The sequence below is a fragment of the Micromonospora sp. NPDC050276 genome, from assembly GCF_044459545.1.
In the GTDB taxonomy this organism is placed as follows: Bacteria; Actinomycetota; Actinomycetes; order Mycobacteriales; family Micromonosporaceae; genus Micromonospora.
Map to the genome: position 1 here is coordinate 109,613 of NZ_JBITJA010000005.1, position 11,857 is coordinate 121,469.

Annotated in this window: 15 protein-coding genes; 1 reads left to right on the forward strand and 14 read right to left on the reverse strand. The window is 73.9% G+C overall.

Annotated features, from left to right (window positions below):
* Positions 1–46 precede the first annotated feature (46 nt).
* The 11 genes from ACIBF8_RS11875 to hisD all read right to left on the reverse strand — a co-directional run bounded on the left by ACIBF8_RS11875 (position 47) and on the right by hisD (position 7,394).
* Positions 47–1,045: an NADP-dependent oxidoreductase gene (locus tag ACIBF8_RS11875; protein ID WP_396782625.1), complete on the reverse strand. Its 999-nt coding sequence runs from the start codon at positions 1,043–1,045 to the stop codon at positions 47–49.
* 45 nt (positions 1,046–1,090) lie between these two features.
* The gene (locus ACIBF8_RS11880; RefSeq protein WP_396783098.1) at positions 1,091–1,522 is read right to left on the reverse strand and encodes an organic hydroperoxide resistance protein; all 432 of its coding nucleotides are present in this window, start codon (positions 1,520–1,522) and stop codon (positions 1,091–1,093) included.
* A gap of 5 nt (positions 1,523–1,527) precedes the next feature.
* A complete protein-coding gene (locus ACIBF8_RS11885; protein ID WP_396782626.1) occupies positions 1,528–1,974 on the reverse strand; it encodes a MarR family winged helix-turn-helix transcriptional regulator in 447 nt (148 codons plus the stop codon).
* A gap of 78 nt (positions 1,975–2,052) precedes the next feature.
* The gene (locus ACIBF8_RS11890) at positions 2,053–2,436 is read right to left on the reverse strand and encodes a RidA family protein (RefSeq protein ID WP_396782627.1); all 384 of its coding nucleotides are present in this window, start codon (positions 2,434–2,436) and stop codon (positions 2,053–2,055) included.
* Positions 2,433–3,158, reverse strand: coding sequence for a bifunctional 1-(5-phosphoribosyl)-5-((5-phosphoribosylamino)methylideneamino)imidazole-4-carboxamide isomerase/phosphoribosylanthranilate isomerase PriA (gene priA, locus ACIBF8_RS11895; protein ID WP_396782628.1), 726 nt, complete (start codon positions 3,156–3,158; stop codon positions 2,433–2,435). Before priA ends, ACIBF8_RS11890 begins: the two co-directional genes overlap by 4 nt.
* A gap of 14 nt (positions 3,159–3,172) precedes the next feature.
* Positions 3,173–3,496 carry a hypothetical protein gene (locus ACIBF8_RS11900; protein ID WP_396782630.1) on the reverse strand — a complete coding sequence of 108 codons (324 nt, stop codon included), beginning with the start codon at positions 3,494–3,496 and terminating at the stop codon, positions 3,173–3,175.
* A gap of 36 nt (positions 3,497–3,532) precedes the next feature.
* A complete protein-coding gene (hisH, locus tag ACIBF8_RS11905) occupies positions 3,533–4,165 on the reverse strand; it encodes an imidazole glycerol phosphate synthase subunit HisH (protein ID WP_396782631.1) in 633 nt (210 codons plus the stop codon).
* Complete coding sequence (locus tag ACIBF8_RS11910; RefSeq protein WP_396782633.1) at positions 4,162–4,335, reverse strand: hypothetical protein; 174 nt, start codon at positions 4,333–4,335, stop codon at positions 4,162–4,164. Before ACIBF8_RS11910 ends, hisH begins: the two co-directional genes overlap by 4 nt.
* 58 nt (positions 4,336–4,393) lie before the next feature.
* Entirely contained in the window at positions 4,394–5,005 is a 612-nt protein-coding gene (hisB, locus tag ACIBF8_RS11915) for an imidazoleglycerol-phosphate dehydratase HisB (protein WP_396782634.1), read from the reverse strand.
* Positions 5,002–6,075 (reverse strand): histidinol-phosphate transaminase, encoded by a 1,074-nt coding sequence (locus ACIBF8_RS11920; RefSeq protein ID WP_396782636.1) that lies wholly within the window; start codon positions 6,073–6,075, stop codon positions 5,002–5,004. Before ACIBF8_RS11920 ends, hisB begins: the two co-directional genes overlap by 4 nt.
* Entirely contained in the window at positions 6,072–7,394 is a 1,323-nt protein-coding gene (gene hisD, locus ACIBF8_RS11925) for a histidinol dehydrogenase (protein ID WP_396782637.1), read from the reverse strand. Before hisD ends, ACIBF8_RS11920 begins: the two co-directional genes overlap by 4 nt.
* 106 nt (positions 7,395–7,500) lie before the next feature.
* Here hisD and ACIBF8_RS11930 point away from each other — a divergent pair, with 106 nt between their 5' ends.
* Positions 7,501–8,205: an LON peptidase substrate-binding domain-containing protein gene (locus ACIBF8_RS11930; protein ID WP_396782638.1), complete on the forward strand. Its 705-nt coding sequence runs from the start codon at positions 7,501–7,503 to the stop codon at positions 8,203–8,205.
* Here ACIBF8_RS11930 and ACIBF8_RS11935 read toward each other — a convergent pair.
* The 3 genes from ACIBF8_RS11935 to ACIBF8_RS11945 form a co-directional block, all read right to left on the reverse strand.
* Positions 8,120–8,950, reverse strand: coding sequence for a DUF2567 domain-containing protein (locus tag ACIBF8_RS11935; RefSeq protein ID WP_396782640.1), 831 nt, complete (start codon positions 8,948–8,950; stop codon positions 8,120–8,122). The two genes, ACIBF8_RS11930 and ACIBF8_RS11935, sit on opposite strands and share 86 nt — an antisense overlap.
* A gap of 56 nt (positions 8,951–9,006) precedes the next feature.
* Positions 9,007–10,728: an AAA family ATPase gene (locus ACIBF8_RS11940; protein WP_396782642.1), complete on the reverse strand. Its 1,722-nt coding sequence runs from the start codon at positions 10,726–10,728 to the stop codon at positions 9,007–9,009.
* A gap of 74 nt (positions 10,729–10,802) precedes the next feature.
* Positions 10,803–11,831, reverse strand: a complete 1,029-nt coding sequence (locus ACIBF8_RS11945) for a hypothetical protein (RefSeq protein ID WP_396782643.1) — start codon at positions 11,829–11,831, stop codon at positions 10,803–10,805.
* Positions 11,832–11,857: the final 26 nt, after the last annotated feature.

Genomic DNA, 11,857 nt, shown 5'->3' on the forward strand with positions numbered 1-11,857 from the left:
ACGGCGGTCGACCCGATCGGGTCGACCGCCGTGGGAGAGGTCGGCGTCACACGCGGACGAGCATCTTGCCGAGGTTGTCGCCGCGCAACAGGCCGAGGAACGCGGCCGGGGCGTTCTCGATGCCGTCCACGATCGTCTCGTCGTAGGACAGCGTGCCGTCGCGCAGCCAGCCCGCGACGTCGCGGACGAACGCCGCCCGCAGGTGGTTGTGGTCGTTGACCAGGAAGCCGCGCAGGGTGAGCCGCTTGCCGATGACCAGGGTCAGGTTGCGCGGCGCGGCCGGCGGCTCGGTCGCGTTGTACTGCCCGATCATGCCGCAGATGGCGGCCCGACCGTGCAGGTTCATGACCGAGATCGCCGCCTCCAGGTGGTCGCCGCCGACGTTGTCGAAGTAGACGTCGACGCCGTCCGGCGCGGCCGCCCGCAGCGACTCGCGGACCGGCCCGTCGTGGTAGTCGAAGGCGGCGTCAAAGCCCAGTGCCCGCAGCCGCTCGACCTTGGCCGGCGAACCGGCGCTGCCGACCACCCGGCCGGCGCCCTTGAGCTTGGCGATCTGGCCGACCAGGCTGCCCACCGCGCCGGCCGCGGCGGAGACGAAGACCGTCTCGCCGGGCTTCATCGCGGCCACCTCCAGCAGCCCGGCGTACGCGGTCAGCCCGGTCATGCCGAGCACGCTCAGGTACGCGCTGACCGGGGCGATGCTCGGGTCGACCGGGCGGGCGGCGGTGGCGTCGAGCAGCGCGTACTCCCGCCAGCCCAGCCCGTGCAGGACGGTGGCCCCGACGGCGATCTCCGCCGACTCGCTGGCCACCACCTCGCCGATCGCCGCCCCGTCGAGGGGAGCGTCGAGGGCGAACGGCGGCACGTACGACTTGACGTCGTTCATCCGTCCGCGCATGTACGGGTCGACGGACAGGTACTGGTTGCGGACCACGATCTGGCCCGGTCCGGGGGTGGGCACCTCGGTCTCGACGAGCCGGAAGTTCTCGTCGGTGGGCCAGCCGACGGGGCGACTGGCCAGGTGGATCTCGCGGTTGCTGGGCACGGGGTGGTCGTCCTCTCGTCCGCAGATGGGGCCTGGGGCCGCGCGTCAGGCGGGCAGGGTCTCGCGGACGGTCAGGGTGACGTCGACGTTGCCACGGGTGGCGTTGGAGTACGGGCAGACCTGGTGGGCCTGCTCGATCAGCTGCTCGGCGACCTCGCGGGACGCGGCGGGCAGGTCGACGACGAGCTGCACGGTGAGCCCGAAGCCGCCACTGCCGTTCGGGCCGATGCCTACCTCGGCGCCGACCACGGACCCGGTCACGTCGGCCTTGACCCGGCGGGCCACCACCCGCAGCGCGCTGTGGAAGCAGGCCGCGTAACCGGCGGCGAAGAGCTGCTCGGGGTTGGCCGCGCCACCGGCGCCGCCCATCTCCTTCGGCACGGCCAGATCGAGCGCGAGCGTGCCGTCGGAGGTCTCGACGTGGCCGTCCCGGCCGTCACCGGTGGCGGTCGCGGACGCGGTGTAGAGCACCTGCATGATGGTCACTGCTCCTTCTGTCGGTGGATGGTGTCGGTGATCCGGGTGAGCGTGTCGCGCAGCGCGACCAACTCACCGAAGCCCAGACCGGTGGCCTGCGCGATGCGCAGCGGAACGCCGCAGAGCTGCTCGCGCAGCGCCCGGCCCTGCTCGGTGAGGCCCACCTCGACCCGCCGCTCGTCGCGCGCCGACCGCCGCCGCACCACCAGGCCCGCCCCCTCCAGCCGCTTGAGCAGCGGGGAGAGCGTGCCGGAGTCCAGCCGCAGCTCGGCGCCCAACTCGGACACCGTGGGGGCGTCGTCGGGACGCTCCCAGAGCACCAGCAGCACCAGGTACTGCGGGTAGGTCAGCCCGACCTCGTCGAGGATGGGCCGGTAGACGTCGGTCAGTGCGCGCGACGCGGCGTAGAGCGCGAAGCACACCTGCCGGCGCAGCACCAGGTCATCGGTCACCGCTGAACCGTAGCCCACAATTAAGTTGCGCACAACTTATCGGGCCGCAGGTCGGCCACCCGGCCGACCACGCGCACCTCAGCCGAGGTACGCCTCCAACTCCACCTCGACCAGGTGCTCCGGGTCCAGCAGACCGGCCACCACCACCAGCGTCGCCGCCGGCCGAACCGCACCGAAGACGGCGTTGTGCGCCCGGCCCACCTCGTCGGCGTGCCGCCGGTCCGTCACGTACATCCTGGTCCGCACCACGTCGCCCGGCTCCGCACCCACCTCGGCGAGCGCGGCCAGCCCGATCCGCAGCGCCTGCGCGGTCTGCGCGGCCGCGTCCCCGACGTGCACCACCCGTCCGTCCACGGTCGCCGTGCAACCGGCCGTCCAGGCCCGATCACCGGCCCGGACCACCCGGGAATAGCCGTAGAGCTGCTCCCACGGGCCACCCGACCCGAGCCGGGTCGTCGTCACGCCTCGGCCAGCGTCCGCAACGCCTCAGCCACCGTGAACGCACCCGCGTAGAGCGCCTTGCCGGCGATGACGCCCTCCACCCCGGCCGACTCCAGCGTCGCCAACGCCCGCAGGTCGTCAAGGGTGGACACCCCACCGGAGGCGATCACCGGCCGGTCGGTACGGGCGCACACCTCACGCAGCAGATCCAGGTTCGGCCCGCGCATCGTGCCGTCCTTGGTGATGTCGGTGACCACGTACCGGCTCGCGCCCGCCTTGTCCAACCGCTCCAGCACCTCGTACAGGTCGCCGCCATCCCGGGTCCAACCCCGCGCGGACAGGGTGTGACCCCGCACGTCCAGCCCGATGGCCACCCGATCGCCGTACTCCGCGACCACCCGGTCACACCAGACCGGATCCTCCAGGGCGGCGGTCCCGATGTTCACCCGGGCCGCCCCGGTGCCCAGCGCCGCCCGCAACGACTCGTCGTCGCGGATGCCCCCGGAGAGCTCCACCTTCACGTCCAACTGGCGCACCACCTCCGCCAGCAGGTGCGCGTTGGTGCCCCGACCGAACGCCGCGTCCAGGTCGACCAGGTGGATCCACTCCGCGCCGTCCTGCTGCCAGGCCAGCGCGGACTCCAACGGGTCACCGTAGACGCTCTCGCTTCCGACGGCGCCCTGCACGAGCCGGACGGCCCGGCCGTCGGCGACATCCACGGCGGGTAACAGGGTGAGGCTCACGGTCTTCTCCTCGATCAGGTACGACGGTCCAGGGCGATCACGACGATCGCCGGCAGTACGAGCAGCAAGAGCACGATCAGCGCGATACGCAACGCCAGGTTGTCGACGAACGTCCAGATCAGGATCACCGCCGCGCCGGTGAGCAGCACGATCGCGGCCCGCTCACCCCGAGTGTGCCGGGCCAGCCGCCCGGAGCGACCCCGCCGCAGCCGCGGCGTCAACCGGCGAACCACCGCCCGGCGGCGCTGCCGGCGCGCCACCCGACGCTGCCGGACTGCCCGCTCCCGGGCCTGCTCCGCCTCCCGCTCCGCCCGCCGGCGGGCGCGTTCCCGGCTCACCGCGACGCCCGTCGACCGGGCGTCACGCGACGACGCTCAGCCACCGCTGGGCAGCGTGGCGAGCCAGTTGCGCAGCAACGCGGCACCGGTGTCGGCGGACTTCTCCGGATGGAACTGGGCCGCCGACAACGAGCCGCGCTCCACCGCCGCGACGAAATCCGTGTCGTGGTGGGCGGTGGTCACCGTAGCACCGGCAGCGGCCAGCGCCGCCGGGTCGCCCATCGCGTACGAGTGGACGAAGTAGAACCGGCTCTGCTCCGGCAGACCAGCGAACAGCACCGACTCCCGGGGTGCCCGGACCGTGTTCCAGCCCATGTGCGGCAACCGGGCCGCGGCCAGCCGGGTCACCCCGCCGGGCAGCAGGCCCAGCCCCTTGGTCACCACGCCGTGCTCGTCGCCGTGCTCGAAGAGCACCTGCATGCCCACGCAGATGCCGAGCACCGGCCGGCCAGCGGCCACCCGCTCGGCGATCACCGGGCCGGCGCCCAACGCCTCGATCCCGGCCATGCACGCCGCGTACGCGCCCACGCCCGGCACCACCAGACCATCGGCGGCAGCCGCGGCGGCCAGGTCGTCGGTCACCCGGACATCCGCGCCGGCGGCGGCCAAGGCCCGTTCCGCGGAGCGCAGGTTGCCCGAGCCGTAGTCGAGCACCACCACGTCACTCATGTGCTCTCCCCCGGCAGCAGCCAGAGCACCCCGCCGACCGTGGCGAGCACCGCGAGCAACGCGGTGAGGGCCACCGCGCCCTTCGGCGCGCCCTGCCGGTGCAGCGACCAGGTGCCGCCGACCAGCACCCCGGCCAGGATCAGCAACAACGTCGGCAACACGGCACCCATTAGAGCCACCCTTCATTCGCGACTGCGGGGCTCCGCTGCGCTGCGCTCCTCGCGCTCATCAGAGCGCACCCTTCGTGCTCGGGATCGCACCGACGGCACGCGGATCGATCGAGGTGGCCTCGCGCAACGCGCGGGAGACCGCCTTGAACTGCGCCTCCACCACGTGGTGCGCGTCCGGGTGACCGCCCGGCCGGGCCGCCCGCAGCACATCGACGTGCAGCGTGACCCGCGCCGCCTGACCGAAGGACTCCCAGATGTGCCGGGTCATGCTGGTCGCGTACACCGGCCCGATGTAGGGGGCGAGCACCGGCTCGTCATGCACCACGTACGGCCGACCGGAGAGGTCCACGGCGGCCCGGACCAGCACCTCGTCCATCGGCACGGTCGCCGAACCGTACCGCCGGATGCCGGCCTTGTCGCCCAACGCCTGGTCGAAGGCGGCGCCCAGGGCGAGCGCGGTGTCCTCGATCGTGTGGTGCGCGTCGATCTCCAGGTCACCCACCGTCTGCACGGTCAGGTCGAAGCCACCGTGCCGGGCGATCTGGTGCAGCATGTGGTCGTAGAAGCCGACGCCGGTGCTGATCTCGGCGGCGCCGGTGCCGTCGAGATCGATCTCGACGAGAACCTTGGTCTCCTTGGTGATCCGCTCCACCCGGGCGGTCCGACTCATTGCGTTGTCTCCATTGCAGAAAGGAAGGCGTCGGTCTCGGCGGCGGTGCCCGCGGTCACCCGCAGCCAGCCGGGCAGGCCGACGTCGCGGACCAGCACCCCCTGTGCCAACAGGGCGTTCCAGACGATGGTCTGGTCGCCGCCGACCTCGAAGAGCACGAAGTTGGCGTCGCTGTCGGCGACCCGCAACCCTCGTTCGCGCAGCGTCGCCACGATCCGGTCCCGCTGCGCCATGATCGCGCTCACCGTACCGAGAAGGGCGTCGCGGTGGGCCACCGCCGCGCGCGCGGCGGCCTGGGTGAGCGCGGAGAGATGGTACGGCAGACGGACGAGCTGCACCGCCCGTACCACCGCCGGGTCGGCGGCCAGGTAACCCAGCCGGCCGCCGGCGAAGCCGAACGCCTTGCTCATCGTCCGGGTGACCACCAGCCGCGGGTGGCCGGGCAGCACCGCGAGGGCGCTGACCGTCCCGGGCCGGGCGAATTCGGCGTACGCCTCGTCGACGACCACCATGCCCGGCGCGACGTCGAGCACCGCGGCGATCACCGCCGGGTCCAGCGCCGTGCCGGTGGGGTTGTTCGGGGAGCAGAGGAAGACCACGTCGGGCCGGTGCTCGCGGACCTGGGCGACGGCCTCCTCGGCGGTCAGCCCGAAGTCGACGCCGCGCTCGGCCGGCACCCACCGGGTGCCGGTGCCGAGGGCCAGCAGCGGATGCATCGAGTACGCCGGAACGAAGCCGAGCGCGGTACGCCCCGGCCCGCCGAACACCTGGAGCAGCTGCTGCTGGATCTCGTTGGAGCCGTTGGCCGCCCACACCTGCTCGACGGTGAGCCCGTGCCCGAGATAGTCGGCCAGGTCGGTGCGCAGCGCCACCGCGTCCCGGTCCGGGTAGCGGTTCAGTTCGCGCAGCTCGGCCGCGAGCGCCTTGCCGATCGCCTCGACCACCGGCTCCGGCACCGGGTGGGAGTTCTCGTTGGTGTTGAGCCGCACCGGCACGTCCAGCTGCGGCGCCCCGTACGGCGACAGCCCTCGCAGGTCGGCACGGATCGGCAGCTCGTCGAGGCTGGTCACGCCGCTCCTCCCGGGAAACGGGCCTGGACCGCCTGGCCGTGCGCGGGCAGGTCCTCCACGTTGGCGAGGGTGACCACGTGCGGAGCCACGTCGCGCAGCGCGGCCTCGGTGTACTCGATCAGGTGGACGCCGCGCAGGAAGGACTGCACCGACAGCCCCGAGGAGTGCCGGGCGCAGCCGCCGGTGGGCAGCACGTGGTTGGACCCGGCGCAGTAGTCGCCGAGCGACACCGGCGACCACGCGCCCACGAAGATCGCCCCGGCGTTGCGCACCCGCAGCGCCCACTCCCGGGCGTCGACCGTCTGGATCTCCAGGTGCTCGGCCGCGTACGCGTCGACCACCCGCAGCCCCGCTTCGAGATCGTCGACCAGGACCACGCCGCTCTGCTCACCGGTCAGCGCGGTGGTCACCCGCTCGGCGTGCTTGGTCGCCGGCACCTGCCGGGCCAACTGCGCCTCGACCGCCTCGACCAACGCCAGCGACGGGGTGACCAGCACGCTCGCGGCGAGCGGGTCGTGCTCGGCCTGACTGATCAGGTCGGCCGCGACGTGGGCCGGGTCGGCCGTGTCGTCGGCCAGGATGGCGATCTCGGTCGGGCCGGCCTCGGCGTCGATGCCGACCACGCCGCGCAGCAGCCGTTTGGCGGCGGTCACCCAGATGTTGCCGGGGCCGGTGATCAGGTCGACCGGGTCGCACCGCAGCTCACCGGCCGGGTCCACCGCCGCGCCGTAGGCCAGCATCGCCACCGCCTGGGCGCCACCCACGGCGTACACCTCATCGACGCCGAGCAGCGCGCAGGCGGCGAGCACGCGGGGGTCGGGCAGGCCGCCGTTGTCCTTCTGCGGCGGGCTGACCACCACCAGCGAGCGCACCCCGGCCGCCTGGGCGGGCACCACGTTCATCACCACGGTCGACGGGTACATCGCCAGGCCGCCGGGCACGTAGAGGCCGACCCGGTCGACCGGCAGCCACCGCTCGGTGACCGTGCCGCCGGGCACCACCTGGGTGGTGTGGTCGGTGCGCCGCTGGTCGGCGTGCACCCGACGGGCCCGGCTGATCGATTCCAGCAGCGCGGCGCGCACCGCCGGGTCGAGCACTCCCTCGGCCTCGGTGATCGCCTCGACCGGCACCCGCAGCACCTCCGGAGAGATGCCGTCGAACCGCTCGCTGGCCTCCCGGATCGCCGGGTACCCATGCTCGCGGACCGCCTCCACCAGAGGCCGGATGCGCTCGACGGCGACCGACACGTCGAGCTGGGCACGGGGCAGCAGGCGGCGCGGGTCACCGAGACCGTCGCGCAGGTCGATCCGATTCAGCACCCTTGCGAGTCTAGGCGGCCGTCCCGACGTGCACGCGAGCCGCCCGTCCGCCGGGACGGTGAGCCGGGCCACGCCCACGGGGGCAAGATTGGTTAGGCTCGACCATGTGACCGCACGGCTGCCGGTGTTCCCGCTCGCAACGGTGCTCTTTCCCGGGTTGGTGCTGCCGCTGCACATCTTCGAGGAGCGCTACCGGGCACTGGTCCGACACCTGGTCGACCTGCCCGAGGGCGCCCCGCGCGAGTTCGGCGTGGTGGCCATCCAGACCGGGTGGGAGGTCGCTCCCGCCGGTCCCGGGTCGCGGCCCACCTCGGGCGTCGGCGCGGTCACCCTGCACGAGGTGGGCTGCACCGCCGAGCTGCGCCAGGTGACCGAGCTGGCCGATGGTGGTTTCGACATCGTCACGGTCGGCCGGCGACGTTTCCGGATCGCCGAGGTCGACGACAACGCAGCGCCCTACCTGACCGCCGACGTCGAGTGGCTGCCCGATCCCGGCGGTCCGGACGAGGTGGCCGATCTGCTGGCCGCCCGGGTGATCGCGGTGTTCCGGCAGTACCTCGGTCTGATCCGCTCCGACCCGGAGGAGATCTCCGAGCAGTTGCCGGAGGATCCGACGGTGCTGTCGCACCTGGTGGCGGCGACCGCGGCGCTCACCGTCGACGACCGGCAACGACTGCTGGCCATCGACGACACCGCCTCCCGGCTCCGCGCCGAGCTGCGGCTGCTCAACCGCGAGGCGGCTCTGTTGCGTCAGGTGCGGGCGGTTCCGGTGCCGCTGGCGGAGCTGGCGTCCCCACCGACACCCAACTGAACTCCCCCGGCTCGGGCTCCGGACGCAGCCCCGGCCACCGCGACCAGCCGGCCAGCAGGGTGTACATGACCGCGGCGCCGAACGCCGGCAGGAGCAGGTTGCCGTGCGGCACCGGCAGCACACCAAGCAGCCAGTCGACCCCGCCGGCCCGTAGGTCGGCGGGCTTGCTGAAGGCCTGCCCGACCGGGGCCGTCGCCAGCAACCGGTCGAAGCTGGCCAGGCCGATCCGCCGCCCCACCTGCCAGGCCACCGGTGCGGCGACCAGGCTGCCGAGCACCGCGGCGAGCAGCCCGACCGGGCCGCGCCGCCGACGCAGCAGGAACCACAGGGCGAGCGCCACGAGCAGCCCGAAGGCGAGCCCGAGCAGGCTGAACCAGCCGTCCGCGGCGATCGGCTGCTCCGGTTGCGGCTCGGCGTAGATCGCGCCCTCGGCGGTCTTCAGCACCGGAGTGTCCGGCGCGAGCGCGGCCCAGAGCAGCCCGAGGGGGGCGCCCAGCAGGGCCAGCGCGAGCACCGCGCCCAGCACCGTGGCCACGGCCCGCAGCGGACGACGCGGCTCGTCGGACGTCAGCTCCGACGAGCTCTGGTACGCCGGCGACGCGGCCACCTGACCCGGGTCGTACCCGTCCGGCGTCGGCACGGCCGACGGGTCGGCCGGTGGCGGTGTCGCGCCCGGCGTACGGGCTGGCGCAGGTTGGTCGGGCTCGTCGACGGGCCGCTCAGGGTCGGGGTTGTCCGGGCTCACCCGATGATCCTCTCAGGCCCGGCGGGCGACCGGGGCTCCGAGGGCGGCAGACCAACTCACCGGGCGAACGGCTCCACCATCATCGCCGCCGCCCGCAGCCACGCCTGCCGGGTCTCCGGCTGGAGTTGGTGGTACTCGATCGACGACCCGGTCTCCAGTGCCGGGTCGTACGGCACCACGGCCACGCCACGGGTACGGGTGGCGAAGTGCCGCTCCAGGTCGTCCTGCAGGGTCGAGCGCCCCGGGGTCGGGCAGGAGATGAGGGTGATCGCGTTGTCCGCCAACTCGCCCATGCCCTCCTCGTGCAGCAGGTCGAGCATCCAGTCCGCGCTGAACGCCGCGTCCTCCCGGGGCACGGTGGTCACCACCAGCTGGTCGGCGGCCTGCATCACGGTGCGCCAGTTGGGGCTCTCCACGTTGTTGCCGGTGTCCACGCAGACCACGTCGTGGGTACGCCGCAGCAACTCCAGCACCCGGCGGACGGTGAACTGGTCCAGTCGCTGGGCGAAGCGCGGGCTCTCCTCGCCGGCCAGCACGTCGTACGAGCCGTCGGAGGCGTGCCGCAGGTAGTCGTCCAGGCGGTCCAGCAGGGTCGCGCCCTCCAGGATCTCGATCTGGGCCAGATCGCTGATCAGGTGCCGGATCGTCCGGGCGTGCCGGGCGCTGCCGGCGCGCAGGCCGAGGGTGCCGCGCAGCTCGTTGTCGTCCCAGGCCAGCACGCCCTTGCCGCGGACGCTGCCGACCGTGGCCGCGGCGAGCACCGTGGCGGTGGTCTTGTGCACCCCGCCCTTGGGGTTGGCGAAGGCGAACACCCGGGGCGTGCCCAGATCCCGCTGGAGCACCCCGTTGGCGCGCTCCTGCTCCTGGTCGACGGCCGGTGGGCGCCACTCGATCCGGGCCGGGTAGGCACGTTCGGCGATGGCCGAGCCGATCGCCGGGGCAGGTGGCGGCGCGGCGGGCGGTGCGACTGGCGGGGCGACCGGCGCCGGGGGTGCCGGGGCGACCGGCGGGGGCGGCGGCGCGGCAGCCGGATAGCCGGTCTCCGGCTGGTAACCGGTCTCCAGCAGGGCGTAGCGCGACTCCACCGGCGGGTCGCCCGGCCGGTAGCCGTTGTCCAGCAAGGCGTAGCGCGACGGAACCGGGTCGGGGCCGCGCGGCGGCGGCTCGGGCTCGGCCCGGTATGGCGGCTCGGGCTCGGCCCGGTATGGCGGCTCGGGCTCGGCCCGGTACGTCGGCTCGGCCCGGTAGTCCGGTTCGGCCCGGTAGCCCGGGGCGGCGCGATAGTCCGGCTCAACGCGATAGCCCGGCTCGGCCCGGTAACCGGGGTCAGCGCGGTAGTCCGGGGGATCGCTGCGGTACGCCGGCTCGGCTCGATAGTCAGGCTCGGCCCGGTAGGCGGGCTCGGCCCGGTAGGCGGGCTCGGCCCGGTACGCGGGCTCGGCCCGGTAGTCCGGCTCCGCCCGGTAACCCGGCTCGGCCCGGTAGGCGGGATCGACGCGGTAGGTCGCCTCGGCCCGGTAACCGGGCTCCGCGCCGTACGACAGATCGGCCGGATGCCCGATGGCGGGTGCCCGCCCGGCGTAGCCGTTGGGGGCCGCACGCCGGGGCAGCGGATCCGGCGGCGTCTCCTCGTCGGCACGCCGGTCCGACTCGGTCTGCTCCGCGCCGCGACCGCCCAGCCGGGCACGGTCCAACAACGCACGCCACCGCGGCGCTGGTTCGGCCGGCCGGCCCCAGCCGGTCTCACTGCCCTCCACGGCCCGCCCTCCCAGCGCCATCGATCTCCGTCTGACAGGCTACGAACCAAACCCTATTCGGACCACACCTCAGAGCGCACACCAGCCGACGCAGATCACGACGACGTCGGTGTCGGCGGGTCGACGCCGACGGTGTCCGGGGAGGTGGTGACGCTCGGCGGCGCCGACTCGCTGGGCTCCGGCTCCGGTGGTTCGGGTGACGGAATCGTCACGACTGGTGCGGGTTCCGACGATTCGCCCATGGGGGCCAGCGGCACCGGCGCGCTGGTTGCCGGCTCCGGCCGCTCGGTCTGGGTCGGCGCGGGGCTCGGCCCGGTGTCGGCCGGCGGGCGCACCACGTCGCGCTGCTCGGGCAGTGGCGGCGTGAAGACCGTGCGGTCCAGCCGGTACACCTCGGGGGCGGGGTCGACCGCCCGCACGTCCGGCCGGGCCGCGACACCGCGCAGCGCCACCGGCGTCGCGCGGACCACCGCCGCGTAGACGCAGGCACAGCCGGTGCGGTACGCGGCCGCCTCGGCGGCGGCCACCTCGGCGCCGCTGACGTACTGCTCCCGCAACTCCCGCTCGCCCACCCCGTCGCCGGCGACCGCGGCGGCCCTGGCCCGGTAGTCGGCGGCCTCAATGTCCTTGCGGGCCGCCACCTGCGCCATTCCGGCGACCACGTCGTCGGGCACCCGCAGCGCGGGGATCTTGACGATCTCGGTCTGCCGGCCGGGCAGCGGAACCCGCCCGAAGACGGTCGAGACCCCGACATCGCCGAGCACCGTCGCCAGCCGCTGCGGTGGCAGGTACGCGTCGAGCGTGACCAAGGCGTACGTTCCGCCCTCGGCGGCCGGGGCGGACGCGGCCAGCGCGGCCAGGTCGGCCGCGGCGGACCGCAGGTAGCCGGGGACGGAGTCGCCGTCGGAGACACCGACCCGGGTCACCTCGCCCACCGTGCGGTCGCCGACCGGAGTGTCGTCGACGGCCCAGACCGCGGTGCCCAGCACCGCCGCCGCGGAGAGCACGGCCGCCCAACTGAGCACCCCGGACCGCGCCGACCGCTCGCCCAGCCGGGCCACGGCCCGGGTCAGCGGCGGCAGCAGTCGCTGGTCCAGCTGCCGCAGCAGGTTGCCGGCGCGCACGGGCGGGATCCCCTCTGTGGATCGGT

What these genes read in the sequence shown, in the direction of transcription:
- ACIBF8_RS11910 (WP_396782633.1), bottom strand. Translation starts at nt 4,335, where the DNA reads ATGGGTGCCGTGTTGCCGACGTTGTTGCTGATCCTGGCCGGGGTGCTG.
- hisH (WP_396782631.1), bottom strand. Translation starts at nt 4,165, where the DNA reads ATGAGTGACGTGGTGGTGCTCGACTACGGCTCGGGCAACCTGCGCTCC.
- ACIBF8_RS11880 (WP_396783098.1), bottom strand. Translation starts at nt 1,522, where the DNA reads ATGCAGGTGCTCTACACCGCGTCCGCGACCGCCACCGGTGACGGCCGG.
- ACIBF8_RS11940 (WP_396782642.1), bottom strand. Translation starts at nt 10,728, where the DNA reads ATGGCGCTGGGAGGGCGGGCCGTGGAGGGCAGTGAGACCGGCTGGGGC.
- hisB (WP_396782634.1), bottom strand. Translation starts at nt 5,005, where the DNA reads ATGAGTCGGACCGCCCGGGTGGAGCGGATCACCAAGGAGACCAAGGTT.